This is a genomic window from Sphaerisporangium sp. B11E5, assembly GCF_039871875.1.
Lineage (GTDB): Bacteria > Actinomycetota > Actinomycetes > Streptosporangiales > Streptosporangiaceae > Sphaerisporangium.
This window is the reverse complement of sequence record NZ_JBDPMD010000013.1, coordinates 119,940-145,860: the sequence shown is the minus strand read 5'-3', so window position 1 is coordinate 145,860 and position 25,921 is coordinate 119,940. Positions and strand designations below refer to the sequence as shown.

The 25,921-nt window shown below is 70.3% G+C and carries 27 protein-coding genes and 1 tRNA gene; 12 read left to right on the top strand and 16 right to left on the bottom strand.

All coding sequences use genetic code 11. The annotated features are described in order from the left end of the window. Positions 1 to 149: 149 nt before the first annotated feature. A complete protein-coding gene (locus tag ABGB17_RS15685) occupies positions 150 to 1,082 on the bottom strand; it encodes an AraC family transcriptional regulator (RefSeq protein ID WP_347629985.1) in 933 nt (310 codons plus the stop codon). Between the two features lie 116 nt (positions 1,083 to 1,198). Here ABGB17_RS15685 and ABGB17_RS15680 point away from each other — a divergent pair, with 116 nt between their 5' ends. The 3 genes from ABGB17_RS15680 (at position 1,199) to ABGB17_RS15670 (ending at position 4,758) form a co-directional block, all read left to right on the top strand. Further along, a complete protein-coding gene (locus ABGB17_RS15680) occupies positions 1,199 to 2,221 on the top strand; it encodes an aldo/keto reductase (protein ID WP_347629946.1) in 1,023 nt (340 codons plus the stop codon). A gap of 264 nt (positions 2,222 to 2,485) precedes the next feature. Next, on the top strand, positions 2,486 to 3,553 hold the full coding sequence (locus ABGB17_RS15675; RefSeq protein ID WP_347629944.1) for an endo-1,4-beta-xylanase: 1,068 nt from the start codon (positions 2,486 to 2,488) through the stop codon (positions 3,551 to 3,553). 404 nt (positions 3,554 to 3,957) lie between these two features. Further along, entirely contained in the window at positions 3,958 to 4,758 is an 801-nt protein-coding gene (locus tag ABGB17_RS15670; protein WP_347629942.1) for an aminoglycoside phosphotransferase family protein, read from the top strand. Positions 4,759 to 4,800: 42 nt separating this feature from the next. On the opposite strand, the gene ABGB17_RS15665 is transcribed toward ABGB17_RS15670, so the two are convergent. The 3 genes from ABGB17_RS15665 to ABGB17_RS15655 all read right to left on the bottom strand — a co-directional run bounded on the left by ABGB17_RS15665 (position 4,801) and on the right by ABGB17_RS15655 (position 6,196). Further along, positions 4,801 to 5,154 carry a DUF1801 domain-containing protein gene (locus ABGB17_RS15665; protein ID WP_347629940.1) on the bottom strand — a complete coding sequence of 118 codons (354 nt, stop codon included), beginning with the start codon at positions 5,152 to 5,154 and terminating at the stop codon, positions 4,801 to 4,803. Between the two features lie 207 nt (positions 5,155 to 5,361). Beyond that, positions 5,362 to 5,760, bottom strand: coding sequence for a hypothetical protein (locus ABGB17_RS15660; RefSeq protein ID WP_347629938.1), 399 nt, complete (start codon positions 5,758 to 5,760; stop codon positions 5,362 to 5,364). A 154-nt stretch (positions 5,761 to 5,914) separates the two neighbouring features. Next, positions 5,915 to 6,196 carry a hypothetical protein gene (locus ABGB17_RS15655; protein WP_347629936.1) on the bottom strand — a complete coding sequence of 94 codons (282 nt, stop codon included), beginning with the start codon at positions 6,194 to 6,196 and terminating at the stop codon, positions 5,915 to 5,917. Between the two features lie 129 nt (positions 6,197 to 6,325). Between ABGB17_RS15655 and lpdA the strand changes: the two genes are divergently transcribed. From lpdA to ABGB17_RS15640, 3 genes are all read left to right on the top strand, one after another. Then, positions 6,326 to 7,723 (top strand): dihydrolipoyl dehydrogenase, encoded by a 1,398-nt coding sequence (lpdA, locus tag ABGB17_RS15650; protein WP_347629934.1) that lies wholly within the window; start codon positions 6,326 to 6,328, stop codon positions 7,721 to 7,723. 121 nt (positions 7,724 to 7,844) lie between these two features. Further along, positions 7,845 to 8,342: an RICIN domain-containing protein gene (locus tag ABGB17_RS15645; RefSeq protein WP_347629932.1), complete on the top strand. Its 498-nt coding sequence runs from the start codon at positions 7,845 to 7,847 to the stop codon at positions 8,340 to 8,342. A gap of 88 nt (positions 8,343 to 8,430) precedes the next feature. After that, a complete protein-coding gene (locus ABGB17_RS15640) occupies positions 8,431 to 8,631 on the top strand; it encodes a DUF6203 family protein (protein WP_347629930.1) in 201 nt (66 codons plus the stop codon). On the opposite strand, the gene ABGB17_RS15635 is transcribed toward ABGB17_RS15640, so the two are convergent. Together ABGB17_RS15635 and ABGB17_RS15630 are read right to left on the bottom strand one after the other, a co-directional pair. Further along, the gene (locus ABGB17_RS15635) at positions 8,588 to 9,829 is read right to left on the bottom strand and encodes an AI-2E family transporter (protein ID WP_347629928.1); all 1,242 of its coding nucleotides are present in this window, start codon (positions 9,827 to 9,829) and stop codon (positions 8,588 to 8,590) included. The genes ABGB17_RS15640 and ABGB17_RS15635 overlap by 44 nt on opposite strands. A gap of 167 nt (positions 9,830 to 9,996) precedes the next feature. After that, positions 9,997 to 10,482: a hypothetical protein gene (locus ABGB17_RS15630; protein ID WP_347629926.1), complete on the bottom strand. Its 486-nt coding sequence runs from the start codon at positions 10,480 to 10,482 to the stop codon at positions 9,997 to 9,999. A gap of 163 nt (positions 10,483 to 10,645) precedes the next feature. Between ABGB17_RS15630 and ABGB17_RS15625 the strand changes: the two genes are divergently transcribed. After that, positions 10,646 to 11,179 (top strand): peptidylprolyl isomerase, encoded by a 534-nt coding sequence (locus ABGB17_RS15625; RefSeq protein WP_347629924.1) that lies wholly within the window; start codon positions 10,646 to 10,648, stop codon positions 11,177 to 11,179. Positions 11,180 to 11,330: 151 nt separating this feature from the next. After that, entirely contained in the window at positions 11,331 to 12,212 is an 882-nt protein-coding gene (locus ABGB17_RS15620; protein ID WP_347629922.1) for a rhomboid family intramembrane serine protease, read from the top strand. Between the two features lie 85 nt (positions 12,213 to 12,297). Here ABGB17_RS15620 and ABGB17_RS15615 read toward each other — a convergent pair whose 3' ends face one another. Beyond that, on the bottom strand, positions 12,298 to 12,543 hold the full coding sequence (locus tag ABGB17_RS15615) for a cell division protein CrgA (protein ID WP_347629920.1): 246 nt from the start codon (positions 12,541 to 12,543) through the stop codon (positions 12,298 to 12,300). Between the two features lie 253 nt (positions 12,544 to 12,796). Here ABGB17_RS15615 and ABGB17_RS15610 point away from each other — a divergent pair, with 253 nt between their 5' ends. Genes ABGB17_RS15610 through ABGB17_RS15600 form a run of 3 tightly spaced genes read left to right on the top strand, consistent with a single transcriptional unit; the run spans position 12,797 to position 14,208 of the window. After that, positions 12,797 to 13,423 carry a class E sortase gene (locus ABGB17_RS15610; RefSeq protein WP_347629918.1) on the top strand — a complete coding sequence of 209 codons (627 nt, stop codon included), beginning with the start codon at positions 12,797 to 12,799 and terminating at the stop codon, positions 13,421 to 13,423. Between the two features lie 34 nt (positions 13,424 to 13,457). Continuing rightward, positions 13,458 to 13,616 (top strand): hypothetical protein, encoded by a 159-nt coding sequence (locus ABGB17_RS15605; protein ID WP_347629916.1) that lies wholly within the window; start codon positions 13,458 to 13,460, stop codon positions 13,614 to 13,616. A 19-nt stretch (positions 13,617 to 13,635) separates the two neighbouring features. After that, complete coding sequence (locus tag ABGB17_RS15600) at positions 13,636 to 14,208, top strand: gamma-glutamyl-gamma-aminobutyrate hydrolase family protein (RefSeq protein ID WP_347629914.1); 573 nt, start codon at positions 13,636 to 13,638, stop codon at positions 14,206 to 14,208. 90 nt (positions 14,209 to 14,298) lie between these two features. On the opposite strand, the gene pknB is transcribed toward ABGB17_RS15600, so the two are convergent. From pknB to ABGB17_RS15565, 7 genes are all read right to left on the bottom strand, one after another. After that, on the bottom strand, positions 14,299 to 16,137 hold the full coding sequence (pknB, locus tag ABGB17_RS15595; RefSeq protein WP_347629912.1) for a Stk1 family PASTA domain-containing Ser/Thr kinase: 1,839 nt from the start codon (positions 16,135 to 16,137) through the stop codon (positions 14,299 to 14,301). 82 nt (positions 16,138 to 16,219) lie between these two features. Further along, entirely contained in the window at positions 16,220 to 17,632 is a 1,413-nt protein-coding gene (locus tag ABGB17_RS15590; RefSeq protein WP_347629910.1) for a protein kinase, read from the bottom strand. Continuing rightward, positions 17,629 to 19,077 (bottom strand): penicillin-binding protein 2, encoded by a 1,449-nt coding sequence (locus ABGB17_RS15585; protein ID WP_347629908.1) that lies wholly within the window; start codon positions 19,075 to 19,077, stop codon positions 17,629 to 17,631. Before ABGB17_RS15585 ends, ABGB17_RS15590 begins: the two co-directional genes overlap by 4 nt. Continuing rightward, the gene (locus ABGB17_RS15580) at positions 19,074 to 20,420 is read right to left on the bottom strand and encodes an FtsW/RodA/SpoVE family cell cycle protein (RefSeq protein ID WP_347629983.1); all 1,347 of its coding nucleotides are present in this window, start codon (positions 20,418 to 20,420) and stop codon (positions 19,074 to 19,076) included. Before ABGB17_RS15580 ends, ABGB17_RS15585 begins: the two co-directional genes overlap by 4 nt. A gap of 30 nt (positions 20,421 to 20,450) precedes the next feature. Continuing rightward, complete coding sequence (locus ABGB17_RS15575; RefSeq protein WP_347629906.1) at positions 20,451 to 21,746, bottom strand: Stp1/IreP family PP2C-type Ser/Thr phosphatase; 1,296 nt, start codon at positions 21,744 to 21,746, stop codon at positions 20,451 to 20,453. Further along, complete coding sequence (locus ABGB17_RS15570; RefSeq protein ID WP_347629904.1) at positions 21,743 to 22,210, bottom strand: FHA domain-containing protein; 468 nt, start codon at positions 22,208 to 22,210, stop codon at positions 21,743 to 21,745. The genes ABGB17_RS15575 and ABGB17_RS15570 overlap by 4 nt, the downstream gene beginning before the upstream one ends. Before the next feature lie 17 nt (positions 22,211 to 22,227). Further along, positions 22,228 to 22,968 carry a DUF3662 and FHA domain-containing protein gene (locus ABGB17_RS15565; protein WP_347629902.1) on the bottom strand — a complete coding sequence of 247 codons (741 nt, stop codon included), beginning with the start codon at positions 22,966 to 22,968 and terminating at the stop codon, positions 22,228 to 22,230. A 93-nt stretch (positions 22,969 to 23,061) separates the two neighbouring features. On the opposite strand from ABGB17_RS15565, the gene ABGB17_RS15560 reads away from it, so the two are divergent. Continuing rightward, a tRNA-Leu gene (locus tag ABGB17_RS15560) sits at positions 23,062 to 23,144 on the top strand. Positions 23,145 to 23,266: 122 nt separating this feature from the next. On the opposite strand, the gene ABGB17_RS15555 is transcribed toward ABGB17_RS15560, so the two are convergent. Then, the gene (locus ABGB17_RS15555; protein WP_347629900.1) at positions 23,267 to 24,316 is read right to left on the bottom strand and encodes a hemolysin family protein; all 1,050 of its coding nucleotides are present in this window, start codon (positions 24,314 to 24,316) and stop codon (positions 23,267 to 23,269) included. Then, positions 24,313 to 25,680, bottom strand: coding sequence for a hemolysin family protein (locus ABGB17_RS15550; RefSeq protein ID WP_347629898.1), 1,368 nt, complete (start codon positions 25,678 to 25,680; stop codon positions 24,313 to 24,315). Before ABGB17_RS15550 ends, ABGB17_RS15555 begins: the two co-directional genes overlap by 4 nt. Between the last annotated feature and the right edge of the window lie 241 nt (positions 25,681 to 25,921).

Genomic DNA, 25,921 nt, shown 5'->3' with positions numbered 1-25,921 from the left:
CCGTATCCGGACATCGCGGCCGGGCGAACCCACCGGCCACCCCCGGGGCGGCCCGGCGGTGGGGTGAAACTTCCACGACCCCGCCTCGCGGCCACCCGCCGGATCACCTGTGCGCACCGCTCACCGGAGCCGCGGTCCGAGGATCGGGGTCAGTCGTGCGGCACGGGCACCAGGGGAGGGGCGGGCGGGGACGCGCGGTAGCGGGCGGGGGGCAGGCCGGTGACGCGTTTGAAGGCGTTGCTGAAGGCGCTCTCGGACGCGTAGCCCCACTCGGCGGCCACCGACGCCACCGTGCGGTCGCCGCCGCGCAGCGCCTCGGCCGCGGAGCGCATGCGCCAGCGCAGCAGGTAGTCCAGTGGCGCGAGGCCCACTAGGGTCTTGAACCGCAGCGCGAAGGCCGACCGGGACATGCCCACCGCGGTGGCGAGGCCGGCGACCGTCCAGCGCCGGGTGGCCTGCTGGTGCATCAGGGTGAGCGCCGCGCCGATCTGCCGGTCGTTCAGCGCCCCGAGCCACCCGGGGACGTGCTCGGCCTCCGCCAGGTGCGCCCGCAGCGCCTGGACGAACAGGATCTGGGTGAGGTGCCCGATCATCACGGCCGAGCCGAGCGGCTCGCTCCCGGTCTCCTCGGCCAGCATCCGCAACACCGGGCGCAGGGCCCGCGCGTGCGTCCCCCGCGCCGGGATGCGGGCGACCGGCGGCAGGCAGTCGAGCAGCAGCGCCGCCGTCATGTCGTCCAGCGTGATGCTCCCGCCGATGAGGACCGTACGGGGGCCCTGGCCGGTGCCGTGGCGCACGTCGCGGAGGTCGGGTGCCCGTTCGTAGACCGCGTGGCCGTCCTCCGGCTCGACGCCGAGTTCGCCGGCCACCTGGTACGGCCGTCCGCCCGCGAGCAGGTAGCAGTCGCCCGCCGCCAGCCGCACCGGCGGCACGCCCTCGACGGTGATCCAGCAGGTGCCGGACACCACCGCGCCGATCTTGATGTGCTGGATGGAACGGAAGCCCAGTGCCCACCGGCCTCCCGCCTCGAAGCGCGTGGAGTACGCGCCGCGGATGTTCAGCAGGGTCAGCACGTCGGACATCGGGTCCACGGGGCCTCCGGACGATCGCGCAGGAAAACCGGATTATTTCTCATGGATTGTCTCATTTGTCGGGTTGTACCGTGCCGGTGACCCCATTCCTTCGGAAGGTATGAACCATGAAATACGCGCAGCTCGGGAGCACCGGAGTCTTCGTGTCCCGCGTCTCGCTGGGCGCGATGACCTTCGGCGGGCGCGGCGACCAGGTCTGGAGCGTGGTCGGCGCGCTGGACGCCACGCAGAGCGACCGCCTGGTGGGCCTCGCGCTCGACCACGGCGTCAACCTCATCGACACCGCCGACATCTACGCGAGCGGCGAGTCGGAGGAGATCCTCGGCCAGGTGCTCGGCGCCCGGCGCGAGAACGTGCTGCTGGCCACCAAGATGACCGCGCGGGCGGGCGCGGGACCGAACGACGCCGGCCAGTCCCGGCTGCACATCATGCGGTCGCTGGAGAACAGCCTGCGGCGGTTGCGCACCGACCACATCGACCTCTACCAGATCCACAACTACGACCCGCTGACGCCGTTCGAGGAGTCGCTGTCCGCCCTCGACGACGCCGTGCGCCAGGGCAAGGTGCGCTACGTCGGCGCGTCCAACCTCACCGCCTGGCAGACCATGAAGTCCCTCGGCGTCTCCGAGCGGCGCGGCTTCGCGCGGTTCGCCTCCCTGCAGTCGTACTACTCCCTCGCGGGCCGCGACATCGAGCGGGAGGTGCTGCCCGTGGTGCGGGACCAGAACCTCGGCCTGCTGGTGTGGAGCCCTCTGGCCGGCGGCCTGCTGACGGGCAAGTTCGGCAGGGACGGCGCGCGGGACGGCGCGGCGCGGCGCGTCAGCTCCGAGTTCCCCCCGGTGGACCTGGAGCGCGCCTACGACGTCGTGGACGTGCTGCGGAAGGTGGCGGACCGCCACGACACCGGCGTCTCCCGGGTGGCGCTCGCCTGGGTGCTCGCCCAGCCCGGCGTGACCAGCGCCATCGTGGGCGCCAGGCGCCCCGATCAGCTCGCCGAGAACCTCGCGGCCGTGGAGCTGGAGCTCACCGGGGAGGACCTCGCCGAGCTGGGCGCCGCGAGCGCGCCGCCCCCCGAGTACCCGGGCTGGATCCAGGCCGACCTGTCCTACCGGTACCCGCGAACGGCCTGAGCGCGGCGGGAACGTTCCCCGGGCCACCTCTCCGATCGGGGAGGTGGCTTTCCGATTTACGGCCCTCCGGTCGGCCGGAATGGAAAAACCGACGTTACCTGGAGTGATGTGTCCGAAAACTTTCGGACCGTTGACGCGTGCCAGCGTTACATCTACGTTTCATCACACGAAACATCTCGGCGCCAACTCGAAAGTTTCAAAGACCGAGTGACCGTATTCGGGGGACCAGCAGATCGTCGTCCATGACCCCAAGTGAGGCAATCGATGAAACGCGTCCTACTGGGCCTTGCCGCCATCGCGCTCGCGGTGGCCGTACCTCTGCCGGCGACCGCCGCGCAGACGCACCCGGGTCAGCACGGAGGAAGGACTCCGGACAACCTGCGGGAGCTGTCGCACAAGATCAAGGTGTACATCGGGTCCGCGGTGGCCGTCACCCCCCTCGCGGACGAGGAGGACTACCGCCGCACGCTCAACCGTGAGTTCACCCACGTCACCGCCGAGAACGCGATGAAGTGGGCGGAGGTGGAGCCCCAGCGCGGGCAGTACACCTGGGACGGCGCGGACGCGGTGGTCCGCAACGCGCAGCGCAACCACCAGAAGGTGCGCGGGCACACACTGGTGTGGCACAACCAGCTCCCCGAGTGGCTCACCACGGGGGTCGCCGACGGCAGCATCGACGCCGCCGAGCTGCGCGGCATCCTGCGCGACCACATCTTCAAGGAGGCCGGCCGCTACCGCGGCAAGATCCGCGCCTGGGACGTGGTCAACGAGGTCGTGGACGACGAGGGCAACCTGCGCAACAGCATCTGGCTGGAGAAGCTCGGGCCTGGCTACATCGCCGACGCGTTCCGCTGGGCGCACCAGGCCGACCCGCACGCCAAGCTCTACATCAACGACTACAACCTCGAGTGGAACACGGCCAAGATCAACCAGACCCTGAACATCGTCAAGGACCTCAAGGCCAAGCGGGTGCCGATCCACGGCATCGGCTTCCAGGGGCACCTCGGCATCCAGTACGACTACCCCGCTGACTTCCCCACCGTCATGAAGCAGTTCACCGACCTCGGGCTGGAGGCCGCGATCACCGAGGCCGACGTCCGCATGGTGCTGCCGGTGACCCCGGAGAAGCTCGCCACCCAGGCGGACTACTACAAGCGCATGCTGGACACCTGCGTCGACAACCGCCGCTGCGTGGAGTACACCGTCTGGAGCTTCACCGACCGCCACTCGTGGGTCCCCGGCTGGTTCGAGGGCGAGGGCGCGGCCACCATCATGGACGAGAACCTGGCGCCCAAGCCCGCCTACGACGCCCTCCTCACCGTCCGCAGGTAGGGGCTCGAACCCCTCCCGGGCAGCGGTACAGCGGCCCGGTCACCCCCAGGGCCGACGTGGCCCGTCCGGCGGCCGTCTCCCCGATCGCGGGGAGGCGGCCGTCCGCCGTGCGGGCGGGAAAACCCGGTGCGGTGCCCGGCCGCGCGCGGTTAGCGTGGCGCGAGCACCTACCCCAGGAGGTCGATGATGGCGTGCGTGGTCCGGCGTGAGGTGGCTGTCACCGCTACGGCGCGGGAGCACACCGGAGCCTGAGCCTCCTCCCGCCGTGAGTCACCCGGCGGGACGCGTGTCTCCTCACCGCGTAGCGGGTTCCGCGCGGCCGCGGTCCGTACCGCCGCCGCGTGCCGCGCTGTGCCGATCGACGGCACACCGGCACCGCTCACACGCTGACACGAGGAGAGATCGTGGGAACCCCATCGTCCTTCGAGCCGTTGACCGCGGCCGAGGGAGGACCCAGTAATGTCACCCGTTCCGGCGGCACCGTCAGGCGTGCCGCACGGCCCTGGACGGGCGCCGTCCACGCGTTGCTGCGCCATCTGGAGGAGACCGGCTTCGCCGGCGCCCCCCGGCTCGTCGGCACCGGGCTCGACGACGACGGCAACGAGGTGCTGACCTACATCGAGGGAACCGTCGTGCACCCGCGCCCGCTGCCGGGCGAGGCGATCTGGCAGGCCGGCCGCCTGCTGGGCGACCTGCACGCCGCCACCGCCGGCTTCCGGCTCCCGCCGCGGTTGTCGTGGCAGCCGTGGTGGGCGCACCGGGACGGCCCCGGCTCGGTGATCGGGCACTGCGACGCGGGCCCCTGGCACACCGTCATCAGGGACGGGCTCCCTGTGGCGTTCATCGACTGGACCCTGGCCGGTCCGGTCGACCCGCTGGAGGAGGTGGCGGGCACCGCGTGGTGGCACGCGCAGTTGCACGACGACGACGTCGCCGAGCGCAACGGCCTGCCGGACGCGGCCACCCGTGCCCGGTGGCTCGCGATGTTCCTGGACGGCTACGGCCTGCCCGCCGCCGCCCGGGAGGGCCTGGTGACCCGGATGATCGAGTTCGCGATCCGCGACTGCGCCGCCGAGGCCACCTACGCGGGCGTCACGTGGGAGTCCACCGACCCCGCGCCGTTGTGGGCGCTCGCGTGGCGGTCGAGGGCCGCCGCGTGGATGATCCGCAACCGGGCACTGCTCGAACGGGCCGTCACGGCCTGACGCACGGGGACCTGGGCCGCCGGCGACGCCGGCGGCCCAGGCTCACTTGCCGGAGTCGAGCGCGACGGCCTGCTTGATGTAGTCGCGCAGCGCGGCCTGGTCCACCCCGTCGACCTTCTTGATCTTGATGTGACGGGTGGTCTTGCCGATGCCGTCCAGCAGCCCGTAGGAGTCGTCGAACTCGGCGCCGCGGGCGAACGCGAAGGTGATGTGGGTCTTGCTGGTGCTGATGATGGCGAGGATCTTGTCGCCCTGCCAGGCCGGCGAGCCGCGGCTGATCACCTCGGTCGAGCCGGGGGCGTTCTCCTTCATGAGCGCGCGGAGCATCTCCACGATTGGCTGGTGCTGCGGGAGGACCTTGGTCCTCACGAACTCGTCGACCTCTGTGCTGCCCATGGGCGGACCTCCCTGGCCTCGCTAGCCGCAGGTTCCAGTATCGGGGACACGGCCACGCCGCGGGCGCGGATCGCGGGCGTGGCGGCGGAACTGGGGTGAGGACAGGGGTGCGTAGGGGTGTACGGGTGCGGCCCGGGCACGGCGGGGTGCCGTGCCCGGGCCCGGGGTGCCGCGCGGCGGTGGCGGTGGGTCGCGAGGGCGGGAGGGCTACTTGGTGTTGTTCAGGGCCGGGATGGTGGCCGTGGCCGTCACCGGCGCGGCCAGGCTGTCAGGGAAGACCAGGTTGATGTTGACGGTCTGGGCCTGCCGGTTGGTGGCGCGGGTGATGCTGTGGCTGCGGTTCAGGTGGCGTGCCCAGTTGCGGGCCCAGCTACGGGCCGCGGCCCGGTTCCAGTGGCGGGCCCAGTTGCGGGCGTAGGTGCGGTTCCGGTTGTAGCTGCGGTTCCGGTTGCGGAACACGTCGTCGTAATCGTTCCCGCCGTTCATGGTGATCCCGGCGGCCGCGCCGGCGGCGGTGGCGGTGGTCGCGAGTTCCAGGCCGGCCAAACCGCCGGTCAGTACGGCGCCGATGGTAAGCGTGCCCACGAATTTCGCGAAGTTGGGCATTGCATCTCCCTTTTGGACGACAGCGAGTTATCTGGCTGGCGGTATTCACACCGTTTTTTCGGTGAATCTCTAGATGACTGGGTGGGTCTCCCGCTTGTCTAGTTTTCCTGATGCGAGGTCGGACAAACGCCGATCGCAGCGTTTTGCAAGCCGGTTAATCTGTTGTTGTAGTCTTCAGATCTGTATTTCCGGACTTCACCGGACACATCGCACGATCTTGCTCCTGATGCCGATGGATCAGCCAGATGCCCCGGCCGTGACGGGTGATACGTCCACATAGGCGCAGGTGGCAGGGCCCGTGCACGGGCAGGTCGGCGGATGCCGGAAAATCACTATTTCCCGTCTTGTCCGTCATCGAGAACTTGAGCGGTTTACTCTGATAAAGGCGCTTGAGGAATGGCGAGCCGGTTAAGGCGATAAAAGGCATCTCATCCACGGAAAGAGCCGGACTTGCCAGGCGTGGCGGCCGGGCCCGCGTCACGACCGGAGCCGCGGCGCCGTCGCGCTGCGAGCGACCCGCACCCCGATGCGGTACGGCGGCCCGGCAGGCCATATCGTCCGGTGCATGAGTGCTCATTTCAACGTCGTGGTCGTCGGGGCGGGCCCCGGCGGGTACGTCGCCGCGATCCGGGCCGCCCAGCTCGGGCTCAGCGTCGCGGTGGTCGAGGAACGCTACTGGGGCGGCGTCTGCCTCAACGTCGGCTGCATCCCCTCCAAGGCGCTGCTGCGCAACGCCGAGCTCGCCCACCTGTTCACCCGCGAGGCCAAGACCTTCGGCATCCGCGTGGAGGGCCAGGTCACCTTCGACTACGCCGAGGCCTTCACCCGCAGCCGCAAGGTGGCCGACGGGCGGGTCAAGGGCGTGCACTACCTCATGAAGAAGAACGGCATCGCCGAGTACGACGGCCGCGGCACCTTCACCGGCCCGAACTCCCTCCAGGTGGCCACCGCGGGCGGCGTGGAGACCGTGACGTTCGACAACTGCGTCATCGCCACCGGGGCCACGACGCGGCTGCTGCCGGGTACGTCCGTCGGTGAGCGTGTGGTCACCTACGAGGAGCAGATCCTCAGCGACACCCTGCCGGAGAGCATCGTCATCGCGGGGGCCGGCGCCATCGGCGTGGAGTTCGCCTACGTGCTGAGCGCCTACGGCGTGAAGGTGACGATCGTGGAGTTCCTCGACCGGCTCGTCCCGCTGGAGGACGAGGAGGTGTCCGCCGAGCTGGCCCGCCGCTACAAGCGCCTCGGCATCGACGTGCTGACCTCCACCCGTGTGGAGTCCATCGACGAGTCGGGCGGCAAGGTGAAGGTGGAGGTGTCGCGCGACGGGGAGCGGCGCACTCTTGAGGCGGACAAGGTGCTGCAGGCGATCGGCTTCCAGCCGCGCGTCGAGGGCTACGGCCTGGAGGCCACCGGCGTGCGCCTGACCGACCGGGGCGCCATCGACGTGGACGGCCGGTGCCGTACGAACGTGCCGCACATCTTCGCCATCGGCGACGTCACCGCCAAGCTGATGCTCGCGCACGCGGCCGAGGCCATGGGCATCGTCGCCGCCGAGACCATCGCGGGCGCCGAGACGATGGAGCTCGACTACGTGATGATCCCCCGGGCGACCTACTGCCAGCCGCAGATCGCGAGCTTCGGCTACACCGAGGCGCAGGCCAGGGAGAAGGGCTTCGCGGTGAAGGTCGCGAAGTTCCCGTTCACCGCGAACGCCAAGGCGCACGGCCTCGGTGACGCCACCGGCTTCGTCAAGCTCCTCAGCGACGAGAAGTACGGCGAGCTGCTCGGCGCCCACCTGATCGGGCCCGAGGTCACCGAGCTGCTGCCGGAGCTGACGCTCGCGCAGCAGTGGGACCTCACGGTGCACGAGGTGGCGCGCAACGTGCACGCCCACCCGACCCTCGGCGAGGCGATCAAGGAGGCCGTGCACGGGCTCGCCGGCCACATGATCAACATGTGAGGCCGCCGGGCCGCCCCGTGAGCGGCCCGGTGATCTTCTCGACGTGTCATCGCCGTGATCCCCTGCCCGCGCGTGTAGGTTCGGCTACCGACAGTAGTCGTCTGAGGGGAGATCAGGCATCGTGCGACGCAACCTCGTCAGGGCGGCCCAGGTGCTCACTGCTGTTTCCGGCTGCGCTGTGATCGTCGTGGGCTCGGCGGGGGTCGCCGCCGCCCGTGCGGCCGGGCCGATCCGCAACCACTCCAACTGGCAGTGCCTGGACGCCGACCTCAACACCATCGCCGGCAACGGCACCAAGGTGCAGCTCTGGAAGTGCCACTCGTGGAACAACCAGAAATGGACCTACGACGTGCGCACCCACACGATCCGCAGCGAGTACAACGGCCGCTGCCTGGACGCCGACCTCAACACGATCGGCCGCAACGGCACCAAGGTGCAACTGTGGGACTGCAACGGCTGGAGCAACCAGAAGTGGGTCTACGACGCGATCAGCCACACCGTCTACAGCCTCTACAACGGCCGCTGCCTGGACGCCGACCTCGGCGGCATCGGCGGGAACGGCGCCAAGGCGCAGCTCTGGGACTGCAACGGGTGGGCCAACCAGAAGTGGACCATCTGAGCGCGCGGGCGTCCTGACGGGCACGCGGAGGCCCCGGCATGTTCACGGGCGCGGCGGGTAGAGGGACGGGACGCAACGAGGAGGGACCGTGAAGCGGATTCTGAAACTCGTCGTCACGCGATGGCTGGCCCGCACGCCGTTCGGCCTGGCCGTGCTCGGCGTCGGATGGCTCGTGATGCGCAAACGTCGCCGGCGGGCCGCCGAGCGTCCGCAGGAGCAGCCGCCGTACAAGTGGGACCGGCGGGTCACAGCCGTTCCTGGCGGGGAAAGACGACCTCGCGGACGATGAGCATCAGGGCGGCGGCCAGCGGGATGCCGAGCAGGGCGCCGACCACACCGAGCAGGGTGCCGCCGATCAGCGCGCCGAGGATGGCCGCGATCGGCGGCACGTCCACCGACGACTTGAAGATCGGTGGCGAGATCACGTAGTTCTCGATCTGCTGGTAGATCACGAAGAAGATCAGGCACGCGATGCCCGCCTGCCACGACGTGAGGAACGCCACGCCGGTCGCCACCGCCGCGCCGATCACCGCCCCCACCATGGGGATGAGGTCGGTCAGCGCGACGAACAACGCGAGCGCGAGCGCGTACGGCACGTCGAGGATCGTCAGGAAGACGAACGTCACCACGCCGGCGATCACGGAGATGATGAGGTTGCCCGCGACGTAGCCGCCGATCTGCTTGATGATCTCGTCCCCCAGCAGCCGCACCCGGGTACGCCGTGAGCGCGGCACGAGGCGGTAGCCCGTCTCCTTGATGGAGTTCAGCGACCCGAGGAAGTACAGGGTCAGCACCAGCACGGTGAGCCCGCTGAACAGGGCGCTGATCACGACGCTCGCCACGCCGAGCAGGCCGCCGAACATCTGGCTCGCCAGGCCGCCGCTGGTGACGTACTGCTGCACCTTGTCCAGCACCTGGTACCGCTCGTCCACCGAGCGGATCAGCGGATGGTTCTGCAACTGCTGCACGTAGTCCGGCAACTGCTGGACGAACCCCGTGGTCTGTTCGGTGAGCGGGGGCACGATCGCCAGCCCGAAGCCGACGAACACCCCGCTGACCCCGAGGAACACGACGGCGATCGCGATCCGCCGGGGCACGTTCCTGTTCTGCAGGCCCTGTACGGCGGGGTTCAGCCCGACGGCGAGGAACAGCGAGATGATGATCAGCACGACGGCGGAGCCCGCGCTCGCGATCGCCTGCACCAGCAGCCAGGCCGTCAGCACGCCGAAGGCGGCGGTCAGCCCGAACATGAACGGGTTGCCGCGCATGGGCCGCCCGGGCTGCCCGAACGGCAGCTCGTCGTCGTGGCTCAGGGTGCGGACGGCGGGCGCCTGGCCGCCTTCCCGGTCGACGGGGAGCGGCGCGTCATCGAGGGCGGGGAAGCCGCCGGGGTGGCGCGAGCCTGTGGAGCCCTCCGGGCTCTCCGGGCTCTCCGGGCGCTCTGGGGCGTCAGAGGGAGAGGCGTCGGGGGAAGGGGTGTCGGGCACGCTTTCTCGCTGCCCACGTGGCGGCTCAATAGTCGCGGCAGATATCGATAAATCAGCTTATTAGGGCGGAAATGGGGGCGTTGATCCCCGGACGCAGCGGTGCCCCCGGGTTGACCGGGGGCACCCACCGTCGTCCTTCTCGACCGGCACACCGTCCGGCGGGTGGGTCAGTACGCCCGCGGCGTGCCGTCGTCGCTCCGGGTGCCGCTCATCTCGGCGTCCTCGCCGGCGCGGGCGGCGGACCACCGGCTGGCGTCGGCCGCGGAGTCCTTCATCGAGTCGGCCCACCGGCGCGTGTTGTTGCGGTACAACACGATGCCCACCGCGCACGCCGCGCAGCCCGCGAGCAGCGCGACCGTCGACCAGCGTCCGCGCCGGCGCGTCGAGGGCGCCGGATCGATCCGCTCGGCGGCCGTGGCGAGGAACGCGCTGACCTTCGGCGCGATGTCTTCCTCGACCGAGTGCGCCGCCCGGTCCAGCCTGGGCGCGGCCCAGACCCGTGCGTCCTCGATGCGGTGTGCCGCGGTCTCACGAGCGGTGCTCGCCATCGGGCCGATCCGCTCGGCCGTCCGCAACGCGCGGGACTTCACCCGCGCCATCCGCGTTCTCGGCATCGCCAGTGAGACACGGCGTTTTCTCAGTGTCAGGGACACGACAACCTCCCCTATCCGTGGGGCCCCGCAGGCTCACCTTCCCGCTCGATAGCGCCTCAATCCTGCGGCCCGTGGGAGGATGCCCGATAGGCTGACCAGCGATACCAGGTAGAAAACGACCGTTTGTGCCCGTTCACCCGGGCGGATAGAAGGGGGCCCGATCATGGCCGAGAACCTGTTCGCGAAGCTCAAGACGACCCTCGGGGACATCAAGGTCCGGCTCCTCCCGAACCACGCGCCGAAGACCGTGCGCAACTTCGTCGAACTGGCCGAGGGCACCCGGGAGTGGACCCACCCCGAGACCGGCGAGAAGTCCAACGAGAGCCTGTACAAGGGCACGATCTTCCACCGGGTGATCGAAGGCTTCATGATCCAGGGTGGCGACCCGATCGGGCAGGGCATCGGCGGCCCCGGCTACGCGTTCGACGACGAGATCCACCCCGACCTGCAGTTCAACCGGCCGTACCTGCTGGCCATGGCGAACGCGGGCAAGCGCTTCGGGCGCGGCACCAACGGCTCGCAGTTCTTCATCACCGTCACGCAGACGCCCCACCTCAACGGCAAGCACACCATCTTCGGCGAGGTCGTCGAGGGCACCGAGGTCGTGGACGCCATCGCCAAGACCCAGACCCGCCAGGACCGTCCCGTCGTGGACATCGTCCTGGAGGAGGTCGTCATCGAGCGCGTCACCACCTGAGCGAACCGGCGGAAGGGCCGCACAGCACAGCACGGCGCGGCACGGCACGGCGGGCCCGGTTTCGGGCCGTCGTGCCGCCCGAGTACCCGACGCCGTCATTAGGGTGGCAGTCTGTGGATAAGCGCACAGGCGTAAGGAGCCTCCACCGGCGATGACCACTCAGCCAGACCACCCGGGACCCCCGGTGCCCCGCGACGAGGCGCCCGGCGACCACATCCCGACCTGCTACCGCCACCCCGACCGCGAGACGTACGTACGCTGCCAGCGCTGCGACAAGCCGATCTGCCCCGACTGCATGCGGGTCGCGTCGGTCGGCCACCAGTGCGTCGAGTGCGTGCGCGAGGGCAACAAGACGGTCCGGCGCGCCGAGGCGGCGTTCGGCGGGCGCCCGGTCACCACGCCGGTGGTCACCTGGACCTTGCTCGCGCTCAACGTGCTCGCCTACCTCGCCGAGGTGGCGAGCCCCGCCCAGGTGCTCAACCGCTTCGCCATGTCGGCCGGCGACGTCTACTACGGCGAGTGGTGGCGGCTGCTCACCGGGGCGTTCCTCCACTCGCCGCCGCCGTCCTACTGGCACATCCTGTTCAACATGTGGGCGCTGTTCGCCATCGGCCCGCAGCTCGAACGGCTGCTCGGCTCGTTGCGGTTCAGCGCCGTCTACCTGCTGGCCGCGCTCGGCGGCTCGGTGGCGGTGTACCTCTTCGGCAGCGTCGCGGTGGGTGCCTCAGGCGCGATCTACGGCCTGTTCGGCGCGATGTTCGTGGTCAGCCGCCGCCTCGGCTACGACATGCGCGGCGTGCTCTGGCTGATCGGCATCAACGTGGTGCTGACCTTCGTGATCCCCGGCATCAGCTGGCAGGGCCACTTCGGCGGCCTGGTCGTCGGGGCCCTGGTCACCGGGCTGTACGCCTACTCGCCCCAGGGCAACCGCAAGGCGTTCCAGCTCGGCACGACGCTCGTCGTGCTGGTCGTGCTGGTCGCGGCCGTGATGGTCCTGCCGCCGCTGGCGTTGCCGCTTGCCGGCGGCGGGTGAGACTGCTTCCCCAGGTTGTGGATAAAACCTGTGGAAATGCCGCGCTCACCGCGGGCGGCTCCCGTGCGGCAGGACCCGGGGGCCGCTACCGCCAGCGCGTGGAAAGGATCACGCCGAAGATGATGAAGCCGAAGCCGATCGCGAGGTTCCAGTTCGACAGCGTCGAGATGAACGGCATGTTCGGCGCGACGTAGAAGAGCGCGATCCACAGGATGCCGATGATCCACGCGGCGACCATGACCGGTGCCAGCCATCGCGGACTCACCTTGACCTGCTGCGACTTCTGCGGCGGCGTGTAGACCGCCTTCTTGCGGGTGTTGGACTTGGGCACGGCAGCTCTCCTGGTGGGGACCCGCGGACGCGGGCTCTGGCAGCCAGCGTAACGGCTGGGGTGAGAAGACCTGTGTAAGCCTAGTCGGCATGACCGGTACACGGCCATTCCGGAACGGTCAGGCTGTCCCTTCCGTACCTTCCAAGGCTGTCCGGAACGCCCCGGCCGCCCCCGCGGCGGCTGGGCAAAGTCTCGGTCAAGGACCCGCCCGGCGGCCCCGGCCGCGCGGTAGGGCGGCACTACCGTAAGCCCGGTGAGGGTGGTGCTGCGGACCTTCGGTGAGCTCAGTGTCACCTGTGGTGTCGTCATGCTCCTGTTCTGCGCCTACCTGCTGTGGGGCACCGGGTCCTACACCGAGCACCACCAGGAGCTGCTCAAACGCAGGCTCGCCGAGAGCGCCCGGCAGGCCAAGGTCGCCAAGAAGCTCGGCAAGCTCGACCTCGGCGACGCCGTCGGGCTGATCAGGATCCCGCGGCTCGGCCACGACTACGAGTTCGCCGTCCTCGAAGGCGTCGACCCCGCCGACCTGCGCAAGGGGCCGGGGCACTACCCGGGCACGGCGATGCCCGGCGAGGTGGGCAACTTCGTGGTGTCCGGGCACCGCACCACGTACGCCGCGCCGTTCAACCGGCTCGACGAGCTGCGTCGCGGCGACGAGATCGTCGTGGACGCCCCCGCCGGCCGGTACACCTACCGGGTGTCGTCCACCAAGGTGGTGGACCCGGCGAACATCGGAGTGACCGCCCCGGTGCCCGGCCGGCCGGGAAAGCGGCCCGCCAAGGCGATGATCACGCTCACCACCTGCCACCCGGAGTACTCCGACCGGCAGCGGCTGATCGTCTTCGGGGTGCTGTCCGGCACCCGGGACCGGGAGGACTGAGCCGCCGCGCGCGGCGGAACGGCGAGGTGTGCGCATGTACGGATGGATCTGGCGGATCATCCCCGGCGGCGTCGCGGTGAAGGTGCCGGTGATCCTGGCGCTTGCCGTCCTGGCCGGGGTCCTTCTCTGGTACTTCGTGTTCCCTATCCTGGAGCCGTACGTGACCGTCGATCGGGGGGTCGTCGGAGGATGAAGCGGGGGACCGTCGCACGATGACCCGGGTGCTCGTGGTGGACAACCACGACAGCTTCGTGCACACCATCGTGCAGTATCTGCGGCAGCTCGGCGCCGAGTGCGACGTCCGGCCGCGCGACGTGGTGGGCCCGCGGGACGCCGACGGGTTCGACGGCGTGGTGATCAGCCCGGGCCCCGGCACCCCCGAGGCCGCCGGGGTCAGCGTGCCGCTGGTCGGCCACTGCGCCGGCCGCGACGTGCCGCTGCTCGGCGTCTGCCTCGGCCACCAGGCCATCGCGGTCGCCTATGGCGGCGTGGTCGCCCGCGCGCCCGAGCTCATGCACGGCCGCACCAGCCCCGTCCTGCACGACGGCCGCGGGGTGTTCGAAGGGCTGCCCTCGCCGGTCGCGATGACGCGCTACCACTCGCTGGCGGTGGTGCCGGAGACCGTGCCCGCCGCGCTCGAGGTCACCGCCCGCACCGCCGAAGGCGTCGTCATGGGGCTGCGCCACCGGTCGGCACGCGTCGAGGGGGTGCAGTTCCACCCCGAGTCCGTGCTGTCGGAACACGGGCACCGGCTGCTCGGGAATTGGCTCGCCCAGACGATGTAACGTTCACGCCGCCTGAGACGACTAATGGATGAGGGTCTCCGCCGTCGCCCCCGAGCGGCGGAGACCCTCTTCTCGTTTCGCCTGGGTCCCTCAGTTGCCGAAGTCCGGCGGCGGCTCGCTGAACTGGTCGTCGCCCGTGGGCTCCTCCGTCGGCTCCTCGGTCGGGATCGGGTCGGTCGGCTCCTCGGTCGGGAACTGCTCCTCCGGCGGCCCGGAGGACACCACCAGCGTGATCGTCATGCCGGCGGTCAGCTTCGCCCCGGCCTGCGGGCTCTGGCTGATGACGTTGCCCTCAGGCACGTCGGCGCTCTCCTGGCGCACGACCTTGACCTTGAAGTTCGCGGCCTCCAGCGTGGCCCTGGCGTCCCGCAGGGTCTGCCCGGTGACGTCGGGCACCTCGGTCTGCGCCTTCGGCACGTAGATCTTGACGATGGAGTTCTCGTCGACCTTCTGGCCCGCGGCCGGCTTGGACTGGAAGACCTTGTCCTGCTCCTTGTTGGACAGCGCCTCCACGACCTGCGCCTTCAGGCCGTTGGCCTCCAGCGTCTGGGTGGCCTCGTCCACGGTGAGCCCGACCAGGGAGGGCACGGTCACCTGCTTCACGCCCTTGGAGACGTTGAGCGTCACCGTGTCGCCCTTGTTGACCTCGGTGCCGCCCTCGGGGTCGGTGCCGATGACGGTGCCCTTCTCGACGTCCGCGCTGAACTCCTCGGCCACCTGGACCTTCAGGCCGAGGGCCTCCAGGGCGGTCTTCGCGCCCTTGGCGGTCTGGCCGGCGACCATCGGCACCGCGACCTTCCCGCCCGCGTCCGGCGTGCCCGGCGAGCTGAGGAAGGCGTAGCCGATGCCGATGAACGCGCCGATGACGAGCAGCGGGATGAGGATCCACGCCGCGGTCTTCAACGCGGTGTTGCCGGTGTTCGCCCGGCGCCGCTCGTACCTGCCGCCGGTCTGCGTGGGGGCGTACTCGTAGGCGGGCACCTGTTGGGTGCCCTGCGTGGCCGGCCCGCCGGGGGTGTTCATGGTGCGTGTGGCCTGCGGGGCGTAGCCGTTGTTGCCGATGGCCATCGTCTGCGCGGCGTCCACCGGCATGCCGGACATGGCTCGCTGGATGTCGGCCCGCATCTCCGCGGCGCTCTGGTAACGCTGCGCGGGGTCCTTCGCCATGGCCTTCAGCACGATCGCGTCCGCCCAGCGGGGGATCTCGCGGTCGATCTGGGACGGCGGGACGGGGTCCTCGCGGACGTGCTGGTAGGCGATGGCCACCGGGGAGTCGCCCGTGAACGGCGGGTGGCCCGTGAGCAGCTCGTACAGCACGCAGCCGGTGGAGTAGATGTCGCTGCGGGCGTCGACCCGCTCGCCCCTGGCCTGCTCGGGGGAGAGGTACTGCGCGGTGCCGATCACCTGGGCGGTCTGGGTCATCGTGGCGGCGGAGTCGGCCATCGCGCGGGCGATGCCGAAGTCCATCACCTTGACGTCGCCGTTCAGGGTGATCATCACGTTGGCCGGCTTGATGTCCCGGTGCACGATGCCGCCGCGGTGGCTGTAGTCGAGCGCCCGCAGGATGCCGTCCACCAGCTCGACCGCCCGCTCGGGCAGCAGGCGGCGGTCCTGGCGCAGCAGATCGCGCAGAGTGCGGCCGTCGACGAACTCCATGACGATGTACGGCACGGGGGTGCCGTCCGTCATGTCCTCGCCGGTGTCGTAGACCGCGACGATCGAGGGGTGGTTCAAGGACGCCGCGGACTGGGCCTCGCGGCGGAACCTGGCCTGGAAGGTGTGGTCGCGTGCCAGGTCGGAACGCAGCGTCTTGATGGCGACGACGCGGTCCAGCCGAATGTCCCGGGCGCGATACACCTCGGCCATGCCGCCTCGCCCGACGACTCCGTCGAGTTCGTATCGACCACCGAGTAGCCGAGGCTGAGTCATTTCCTGCACTGTCCCTTGCCGTTCATCTTGGGTACCGGCCCGCGGTGCGGCTGCCGGTGTCCATCATCGACCCCACGCCGCATTACGTCTCCCCGTTCGGGGGGATTGTCGTGCTTGGGGTGGAGCTGGGGCCTGGCGTCTCACTCGGTGTGGGGACCGGTGTGGGCGTCGGAGTAGGGGTCGGTGTGGGCGTCGGTGTGGGGCTCGGCGTGCGCCGTGGGGACGGTACCGCCGTCCTGCTTACCGTAGCCGACCGTGACACCGACGGCCTGACAGGCGTCACCGATTGTTGTGGACGAGATGCCGCCGCAGACGCCGATCGGGAGGCCGTGGGGGAGGCCGCGCCGGTCACCGGCTGGGCGGTGGTGCTCGGCCCGCCGTCGACCGTGAACTCGGGCAGCGCGCCCGCGGTCATCGCGCCGAAGCCGACCGCCGCCGCGCATCCCGCGGCCGCCACCAGGCCGATCGCCGAGAGCCGTCCCCGCCGCGGCCGCCGCACGGCCGCCGGGCTGGTGGCCCGGGTGCCCCCGGGCGGCCGGCCGATGCGGGTGGGGCCGATCCGCTCGCCGGCCTCGGCGAACAAGTCCGCCGGCGGCCCGGCGGGAGGCCGCGCGTCGTCGGCGGCGGGGGTGCCGGCCGGGTCGGTGAGGGTGCTCAGGTGGGTCGCGCTCGGGGTGGCCAGGGAACCGCGCAGCACCATCGCGCGGTCGGCGACCTCCTGGGCGGTGCGCGGGCGATGGTCCGGGCTCTTGGCCAGCATGGCGGTCACGAGGTCGCGCACCGGCTTCGGCACCGAGGCGGGCAGCGGCGGCACCTGCTCGTTCAGGTGCAGCAGCGCGATCGCCACCTGGTTGCTCGCGGTGAACGGCGGCCGGCCGGCCAGGCACTCGTACGCGACCACGCCGAGGGAGTACACGTCGGTGGACGGGGTGAGGGCGCTGCCGGACGCCTGCTCGGGGCTGACGTACTGGGCGGTGCCGAGCACCGTGCCCGTCATGGTCATGCGGGCGCCCTCCAGCGCCCGCGCGATGCCGAAGTCGGTGACCTTGATCACGCCGGTTTCCGTGACCAGCAGGTTGCCCGGCTTGACGTCGCGGTGGATCACCCCGGCCCGGTGCGCCACGTGCAGCGCGCGGGCCGTCTGCCCGAGCACGTCCAGGGTGACCTCGGCGCTCAGCGTGCCGTTGCGGCCGAGGACGGCCGACAGCGGCTCCCCGTGGACCAGCTCCATCACGAGGTAGGCGACGTCGTCCTGCTCGCCGTAGTCGAAGACCTGCGCGATGCCGGGGTCGGCGAGGCCCGCGGTGATGCGCGCCTCGTTGCGGAAACGCTCGCGGAACTCCGGGTGCGCCGCGACGTGCTGGCGCAGCAGCTTCACCGCGACCTCGCGGCCGAGCAGCTTGTCCACGGCACGCCAGACCTCGCCCATGCCGCCGGCCGCGATGCGCCCGGTCAGCCGGTAGCGATCGCTCAGCACCCGGTTGGCGAAGGTCACCGGCCGAGCACCGCCTGCATGACGTCGCGCGCGATCGGCGCGGCCACCGCGCCACCGGTCGCGTCGTTGCCGGCACTTCCCGACTCGACGAACACCGCGACCGCGACCTTGGGGTCCTCGGCGGGCGCGAACGAGATGAACCAGGCGTGCGAGGGGGCACCCGGGGCGGTCTCCGCGGTGCCGGTCTTGCCGGCCACCGTGACGTTCGGGATCTGCGCCGCGGTGCCGGTGCCGTTCTGCACCACGCTGACCATCATCTGGCGCAGCTCGGCGGCGACGTCGGGGGTGATCGCCTCGTCCAGCTCCTGGGGCCGGGCGGCGTCGATCTCGTCGCCGTCCGGGCTGACGATCTTGTTGATGAGGTAGGGCTTCATGACCTTGCCCTCGTTGGCGACGCCCGCGGCGATCATCGCCATCTGCAGGGGGGTCATCTGGTTGCTCTGCTGGCCGATCGCGGTCTTCGCCAGCGCGGCCTTGCCCTCGTCCGGGCCGAGGTCGCTGCGCGCGACGTCCAGCGGGATGCTCATCGTCTGCCCGACGCCGAACTTCGCGGACTGCTCGTTCAGCTTGTCGTAGCCGATCTCCAGCGCCATCTCGGCGAACGCCGTGTTGCACGAGATGGTGAGCGCGTCGAGCAGCGAGGCCCGCCCGCCGCAGGACTCGCCGTGGTAGTTGCGCAGCAGGGTGTTGGTGCCGGGCAACCGCAGGGCGTCCGGCGCGTTCACGGTGGTGTTGACGTCCCGGGAGTCGTCGTCGCTGAGGTAGGCGGCCGAGGTGACCACCTTGAACGTCGAGCCGGGGGCGTACGTCTTGGCGATCGCGCGGTTGATCAGCGGCTCGTTGTCGTCCTTGTCGAGCTTGTTGTACGCGCGGGCCGCCTTGGCCTTGTCCGGTATCGCCATGGTGCCCGGGTCGAAGCTCGGCACCGACACCATGGTCAGCACGGCGCCGGTCTTCGGGTCGAGCGCCACGACCGCCCCGCGCTTGCCGCTCTGCTTCAGGTCGCGGTAGGCGGCCTCCTGGGCCTTCGGCACCAGGGTGAGGTCCACGGCCGCGCCGCGGGCCGGCTTGTTGGTGATGAGGTCGACGGTGCGGCGGACGAAGAGGTCCGGGTGGGTGCCGTCGAGGTACTTGTTGGCCGCGCTCTCGATGCCGCGCTCGCTCTCGGGCGCGAAGAACCCGATGACCGGCGCGTACACGGGACCGTCGGTGTACTTGCGCTGGAAGCGGAAGGTGCCGCCGACGTCGACCGACTTGGCGAGCGTCTGGCCGCCCGCGGTGATCATGCCGCGCTCGCTCTGGTAGCGGGCGTAGAAGCTGCGCTGGTTGCGGTTGTCGGCGCGCAGATCGTCGGCCTTGACGGCCTGCAGGTAGTTGATGTTGACCATCAGCAGGCCGAACATTAGCAGGCAGGCCACGGCCATGCGCTTGACGGTGTTGTTCATCGCTGGAACACCTGGGTGAGCCCCTCGTCCTGGATCGCCTGCGGCGGCGGGCGGCGGGCGGCGTCCGACATGCGGACCAGCAACGCGATGATGATCCAGTTGGCCAGCAGCGCCGAGCCGCCCTGTGACATGAACGGCGTGACGAGGCCGGTCAGCGGGATCAGGTTGGTCACGCCGCCGACGATGATGAAGACCTGCCACGCCAAGGTGAACGACAGTCCGCCCGCGAGAAGCTTGCTGAACGGGTCACGGGCGGCCACGGAGGTGCGCAGGCCGCGCTCCACGATGAGGGCGTACACCATGAGCAGCGCCATGAGGCCGGTGAGCCCCAGCTCCTCGCCGGTGGCGGCGAAGATGAAGTCGGAGAACGACAGCGGGATCAGCTCGGGGTGGCCCTGGCCGAGGCCGGTGCCGAGGATGCCGCCCGACCCCATGCCGAACAGGCCCTGCATGAGCTGGAAGCTGCCGCCGAACTCGAGGTCGTAGAGCGCGGGGTCGCTCGGGTTGAGGTAGACCTTGAAGCGGGCGCCCACGTGGCTGAACAGTTGCCCGGCGACGAACGCGCCGCCGAGGAACAGCAGCAGGCCGATCAGCACCCACGAGGTGCGCTGCGTGGCGATGTACAACATCGCGATGAAGGCGCCGAACAGCAGCAGCGAGGTGCCGAGGTCCTTCTCCAGGATCAGCACGCCGACGCTGACCACCCAGGTGATCAGCACAGGGCCGAGGTCGCGGGCGCGGGGCAGGTCGATGAAGAGCAGACGGCGGCCGGCGAGGGCCAGCACGTCCCGCTTGGCCACGAGGTAGCCGGCGAAGAACACGACCAGGGCCAGCTTGGCGAACTCGCCCGGCTGGATGGTGAAGCCGCCGATGCCGATCCAGATGCGGGCGCCGTTGATCTCCTTGCCCAGCAGGGGCACGAGAGGGAGGACCAGCAGCCCGAGGCCGACGAAGCCGGCGGTGTACGTCATGCGCTGCAGCGCGCGGTGGTCGCGCAGCACGATCAGCGTGACGGAGAACATGACGACGCCGAGGGCGGTCCAGAAGAGCTGGTTGCCGGCGGAGGCCAGATCGGTGTCGAGCTCCAGGCGGTAGATCATGACGAGGCCGATGCCGTTGACCAGCGTCACCAGCGGGAGGATCAGGGGGTCGGCCCAGGGGGCGAACTTGGCCAGCACGAGATAGGCGGCCAGCATCAGCCCGCCGAGACCGAGGCCGTAGACCAGCATGCCCGCGGGCACCTGGCCGTCCTTGCCGAGCCCGACGTTGGCGTAGGCGACCATGACGATCGCGACGGCGAAGGCGAGCATGACGAGCTGCGCCCCCCGCCGTTTGGCGGTCATGGGCACGGCCGCGACGTCGACGGCACTCACTTACGAGGACCTCGTGGCGCTGGGGGAGGCCGTCGGCTGTGACGGCTGGTCGCCGCCGGCGGTCGATTTGGCCTTCAGGTCGTTGATCTTGATCTGTCCTGCCTGGAGGTTGGGGACGGGGATGCCGCGCCGTACCTGCTCACGCTCGGGCTCGGGGATGGAGGACAGAGAGAGGCCCGTGCTCTGCGCGACGGAATTCAGTTGGATCGGTCCGAGGCTCGTGTCCACCCCTCGGAACAACACTAGCTCGTCTCCCTGCGCGCCTACGTAGTACTGACTCTGCGTCCACCGGTAGCCGTAGTACCCCCCGCCCCCCACCACCACGGCCATCAGCACGATCGCGGTCACCGCGACCGGCCACAGGCGCCGGCGCCTGACACGCCGCGGGGCGGCCACGGCGCTCGCCGCCGGGCCGCCCACGGGTTCTTCACCGGTGTCCACGTCCACGATCACCGGCTGCGGTGCGGTGATCGTGGAGGCCCGCCCCGCCGGGGTGTCGGGAGGCTGTGATCGCAGGCGGTTGGAGCCGGCGGCCCCCACCACCGCGGCGTCTCCCGCCACGACCTGCCCCTCCTCGATCTCCACGACGTCGGCGACGATGCAGGTGATGTTGTCGGGGCCCCCGCCCCGGTTGGCGAGGTCGATGAGCTGGCGTACCACCGTCTCGGGCTCGTCCACCGTGGTCAGCGTGTGGTGGAGCGTCTCCGCGCTCACCACGCTGGACAGCCCGTCGGAGCACAACAGGTAGCGGTCGTTGATCTGCGCCTCACGCAGCGAGAGGTCGGGGTCGACCTCGCCGCTGCCGTCGAGCGCCCTCAGCAGGATGGAACGCTGAGGATGGCTCGCGGCCTCCTCCTGCGTGATCCTGCCGTCGTCAACCAGCGACTGCACCAAGGTGTGGTCGTGGGTGATCTGGTAGAGCTCGCCGTTGCGAAGGAGGTAGGCGCGGGAGTCGCCGACGTGGACGAGAGCGACGCGGGTGCCCGACCACAGCATGGCCGTGAGGGTCGTGCCCATGCCCTTGAGGCTGGGGTCACGGCCTACCATCTCGTGCAGTTTGCGATTGGCTTCGCGCACCGCTGCCTCGATGGCGCTGAGCAGGTCCCCCCCGAAAGCGTCCCGGTCCAGGGACGACATGGCGGTGATGGCGACCGAACTGGCCACCTCACCATGAGCGTGCCCACCCATGCCGTCTGCGACGGCGAGCAGGCGCGGGCTCGCGTACGCCGAGTCCTCGTTCCCTTCGCGGAGGAGGCCGACGTCCGAGCGGGCGGCGTAGCGGAGTGCGATTGTCATTTGCGCAATTCGATGACGGTTTTGCCGATGCGAATCGGAACACCGAGATGCACCGGCGTCGGGCGGGTGACTTTGGAGCGGTCGAGATATGTGCCGTTGGTCGAGCCGAGGTCTTCCACGATCCACTGACCGTCTTGCGGGAACAGCCGGGCGTGCCGGCTCGAAGCGTAATCGTCGCTGAGTACCAGCGTGGCGTCATTCGCCCGACCGATAGTGATTGGCGTCTCCGAGAGGTTGATGATGGTTCCTTGCAGGGGACCACCGGTAACGACCAGTTGGCGCGGCTCCCCCTTCTTGGGCTTGGCCGGTTGACGTGCGGGTTTGGCCGGCTTGCGCGCCGCCACCGGCGCGGGCTGCCGTGATCCGAACAAGTCTGTCCTGATCACGCCGACCGCGGCAATGACAAAGAACCACAGCACCGCGAGGAACGCGAGCCGGATGAGCAGCAGCGTGAGCTCGGACATGGACCGTCTGTCTACCCTTAATCGCGCCGGAACACCAGGGTCGTGCGCCCCAGGGTGACACGTGTGCCGTCCTGGAGCTCGATCCTGCGCACCGGCTGGCCGTTGACGAAGGTGCCGTTCGTGGAACCGAGATCGACGAGGGAGACGTTGTCGCCCTCGACCCTGAGCTCGGCGTGGTGCCGTGAGACGCCGGGGTCCACCAGCCGCAGATCGCAGTCGGTGCCCCGGCCGAGGAGCGTGACGGGTGTGGTCAGCTCGTAGGACCGCTGCCCCTGCGGGTCGTCCTGTGTGGACACCAGCAGGCGCGGGCGGCCGCCGAACGCGCTCGGCCTGCCCGGGACGTGGTCGCTCACGGGCTGCCGGATCTCGTCCTGCTCGACCGTGGCGCCCCGGATGACCCCCGAGCGGATGCGGAACAGCCCGACCGCGAGGTCGTCGGCGGTCTCGAAGCGAACCCGGACAGGTCCCACGAACGAGTACCCCTGCTCCTTGGCGTACTCCCTGGCGAGGTTGGCGAGCTCGTGGCTGATGCTGTCGGCGTACACCTCCAACCGCTCACTGTCGGTCGGCGACAGCTCCACCACGAAGTCGTTGGGCACAAGAGTGCGGCCCTGGGCGACGATCGCGGCGCGTTCGTCCATCTCTCGCTGCACCGCGCTGGCGACCTCGACCGGCTGAAGGTCAGACTTGAACGCCCGCGCAAAGGCCCCCTCAACCAAGCCTTCGAGCCGTCGCTCGAAGCGCTGAAGGACTCCCACCGGGTACCTCCCTTCCTCCATCGTCTAGGAGGATCGTATCCGGGTTCGGTGGCATGCACGGATCCGTGCTAGCCTTTCCACGCACTCAAAAAGGGGCGAGTGGCGGAACGGCAGACGCGCACGGTTCAGGTCCGTGTGTCCGAAAGGATGTGAGGGTTCAAATCCCTCCTCGCCCACACGGTCTCCCGGCGGCCGAGTGGTTCACCCCCTCCCGCCGCCGGTCTCTCGAAGATCTTTCTCCCTCTTGGCTCTCGGCCGCTTCACTCGTGCCGCATGTTTAGTGGGCCGGACTTTCAGCTCACTTGCCGGCCGCTTGCACGCTCTCCGGCGCCCGCGTGTCCAGCAGTTCGCCGATCAGGTCACTGAGGCTGACCAGCCCGGTCACCCGATCCCGCGTGTCGGTGACGAACCCCAGATGCGCCCGGGCGTCCTGCAGCCGGGCCACCGCCTCAGGGATCGTCGTGGAGGCCGCGAGCCGCGGCGCGGGGATCATCAGCTCCTCCGCCGTCCTGCCCGGCTCGACGACGGCGCCGCGGACGTGCAGCACGCCCCGCGCGTCCTCCGGCCGCCCGCCGTTGACCACCAGGCGCAGGTGGCCGCTGCGCGCGGCGGCGTCGGTGATCTCCGCGCTGGACGCGCCCACGGGCACCGCGGCGGCGCGGGCGATCGGCACCATCAGGCGCTCGACGGGCTGGGACTGCACGCGCAGCGCCCGGATGAGCAGATCGTGCTCGTGCCGGTCCAGCAGGCCCATGCGCGCCGACTCCCCGACCAGCATGGCGAGCTGGGGCGGCGTGCGGGTGGTCGCCAGCTCGTCCCTGGCGTGCACGCCGAACAGCCGCAGCAGGGCGTTGGTGATGCCGTTGAGTGCGGCGAGCAGCGGCCGGACGACCCACGTGAACGTGCGGAACGGCAGCGCCAGCCCCATCGCGGCCCGCTCGGGGTGGGTCAGCGCCCACGACTTCGGCGCCATCTCCCCGGCGACCATGTGCAGGAACGTGATGACGGCCAGCGCGATCACGTACGCCACGGGGACCCGCACCGACTCGTGCAGGCCGACCCAGCCGAAGACCGGCTCGAGCAGGTGCTCGATGGCGGGCTCGGTGACCATGGCGAGGCCGAGGGAGCACAGCGTGATGCCGAGCTGCGCCCCGGCCAGCATGAGCGACAGCTCACGGCCGTTGCGCAGCGCCGCCCGCCCGGCGGCGCGGGCGACCGGCCCGCCGCCTGCGGCGGCCTCCTCGAGGCGGTGCCTCCTCGCGGACACCACGGCGAACTCGGCGGCGACGAACAGGCCGTTGCCGATCAGCAGCACCACGCCCAGCAACAGGGCGGCCGCGGTGTTCATCGGACGTCACCCCCGGTGACCACCGGGTCGGCGACCCGTCGTGTCAGCCGCACCCGGGCGGGCACCCGGCGCTGCACCTCGAGGACGGTGAGCACGACGCCGGTGTCGTCCCGCCCGTCCTCCTCGTCCAGCAGGTGGTGGTCCGGCACCAGCGGCACCGTCATCTCGTCGCCGGGCTCGGCCAGCCGGCCGAGCCTGGCCATGACCAGCCCGGCCACGGTCTCGTAGTCCTCGCTCTCGGGCAGCCGCAGGCCGGTCGCGCGCTCGACCTCGTCGAGCCGCAACGTGCCGGGCACGTCCCACGTTCCATCGCCCTGCTCCACCGCGGCCGCGGCGTCGGGGTCGTTCTCGTCCATCAGCTCGCCGACCAGTTCCTCGGCGAGGTCCTCCATGGTGGCCACGCCGGCCAGGCCGCCGTACTCGTCGATCACGCAGGCCAGTGCGCCCCCGGCCGCGCGGATGCGCTCGCGCAGCTCCGGCAGCGGCAGCGAGGTGGGGACCAGCGGCGGCGCGACGCTGATGCGCTCGATCGGCACGTCGTGGGAGGGGGCGCGCATCCATTCGCGCAGGCCCGTCACCCCGACGACGTCGCCGTCCGGGCCGAGCACGGGGTACTGCGAGTGGCCGGCCGTGCGTACGGCCTCCAGCAGGTCGGACGCGGGGCGCCCGGCGCGCAGCGAGACCACGCGGGGCCGCGGGACCATGACGTCCTCCGCGGTGCGGTCGCCGAACTCCAGTGCGCGCTCCAGCAGGTCCGACAGCCGCTGCGACAGCGCGCCCGAGGCCTCGGACTCGGCGATGATGCGGGAGAGCTCCTCGGGCGTGGCGCCGTGCTCGATCTCCTCGACCGGCTCGACGCCGACCCGGCGCAGCAGCCGGGTGGCCGCCGTGTCGAACAGGCGGATCACCGGTCCCGCCACCGTCAGGTACACCAGTGTCGAACGGGACAGCCACTTGGCGAGGGCCTCGGGCCGGGCGATGCCGAGGTTCTTGGGGGCCAGCTCGCCGAGCACCATCTGGACGGTCGTGGCGATCACCAGGCCGAGTGCCACCGCCAGGCCGCGGATCGCGGCCTCGGGCACGCCGGCGCCCGACAGGAGCGGGCTGATCAGGGGCGTGAGCGCTGGCCCGGTCACGAAGCCGACGAGCAGCGTGGTGACGGTGATACCGAGCTGCGCTCCGGAGAGCATGAAGGAGAGGCGGCCGGTGACCCGCAGGGCGCGTTCCGCGGCGGTGTCGCCTGCCGCGGCCTGTTCCTTGAGCGCGGAGCGGTCGGCGGCGACGTACGCGAACTCCTGGGCGACGAAGTATCCGGTCGCGAGAGTGAGGAGTAACACGGCCGGCAGGCCGAGAATGCTGGTCACCGGTCTGCCGCCCCCGGTTGAATCGAACCCGTGCCTGTGCACGGGCGGGTACTCCACGGGTCCGAGGCGGACACGACTGTCCTTTCACTAGAGGTCGTCGTCAACGGTAACGGTCGTGGGGTACGTGATTGTTTCCCGGGGGCGCAATGTTGGTGACTTAGTGTGACTCTGCGTACTTTTACATGAGAAAACTGTGGTGACGGCGCCCCGTGGACCAGGGGCACGGCGTAGCTTCGAAGCA

What these genes read in the sequence shown, in the direction of transcription:
- ABGB17_RS15685 (WP_347629985.1), bottom strand. Translation starts at nt 1,082, where the DNA reads ATGTCCGACGTGCTGACCCTGCTGAACATCCGCGGCGCGTACTCCACG.
- ABGB17_RS15680 (WP_347629946.1), top strand. Translation starts at nt 1,199, where the DNA reads ATGAAATACGCGCAGCTCGGGAGCACCGGAGTCTTCGTGTCCCGCGTC.
- ABGB17_RS15675 (WP_347629944.1), top strand. Translation starts at nt 2,486, where the DNA reads ATGAAACGCGTCCTACTGGGCCTTGCCGCCATCGCGCTCGCGGTGGCC.
- ABGB17_RS15665 (WP_347629940.1), bottom strand. Translation starts at nt 5,154, where the DNA reads ATGGGCAGCACAGAGGTCGACGAGTTCGTGAGGACCAAGGTCCTCCCG.
- ABGB17_RS15660 (WP_347629938.1), bottom strand. Translation starts at nt 5,760, where the DNA reads ATGCCCAACTTCGCGAAATTCGTGGGCACGCTTACCATCGGCGCCGTA.
- lpdA (WP_347629934.1), top strand. Translation starts at nt 6,326, where the DNA reads ATGAGTGCTCATTTCAACGTCGTGGTCGTCGGGGCGGGCCCCGGCGGG.
- ABGB17_RS15625 (WP_347629924.1), top strand. Translation starts at nt 10,646, where the DNA reads ATGGCCGAGAACCTGTTCGCGAAGCTCAAGACGACCCTCGGGGACATC.
- ABGB17_RS15620 (WP_347629922.1), top strand. Translation starts at nt 11,331, where the DNA reads ATGACCACTCAGCCAGACCACCCGGGACCCCCGGTGCCCCGCGACGAG.
- ABGB17_RS15605 (WP_347629916.1), top strand. Translation starts at nt 13,458, where the DNA reads ATGTACGGATGGATCTGGCGGATCATCCCCGGCGGCGTCGCGGTGAAG.
- ABGB17_RS15600 (WP_347629914.1), top strand. Translation starts at nt 13,636, where the DNA reads ATGACCCGGGTGCTCGTGGTGGACAACCACGACAGCTTCGTGCACACC.
- pknB (WP_347629912.1), bottom strand. Translation starts at nt 16,137, where the DNA reads ATGACTCAGCCTCGGCTACTCGGTGGTCGATACGAACTCGACGGAGTC.
- ABGB17_RS15585 (WP_347629908.1), bottom strand. Translation starts at nt 19,077, where the DNA reads ATGAACAACACCGTCAAGCGCATGGCCGTGGCCTGCCTGCTAATGTTC.
- ABGB17_RS15580 (WP_347629983.1), bottom strand. Translation starts at nt 20,420, where the DNA reads ATGACCGCCAAACGGCGGGGGGCGCAGCTCGTCATGCTCGCCTTCGCC.
- ABGB17_RS15575 (WP_347629906.1), bottom strand. Translation starts at nt 21,746, where the DNA reads ATGACAATCGCACTCCGCTACGCCGCCCGCTCGGACGTCGGCCTCCTC.
- ABGB17_RS15570 (WP_347629904.1), bottom strand. Translation starts at nt 22,210, where the DNA reads ATGTCCGAGCTCACGCTGCTGCTCATCCGGCTCGCGTTCCTCGCGGTG.
- ABGB17_RS15555 (WP_347629900.1), bottom strand. Translation starts at nt 24,316, where the DNA reads ATGAACACCGCGGCCGCCCTGTTGCTGGGCGTGGTGCTGCTGATCGGC.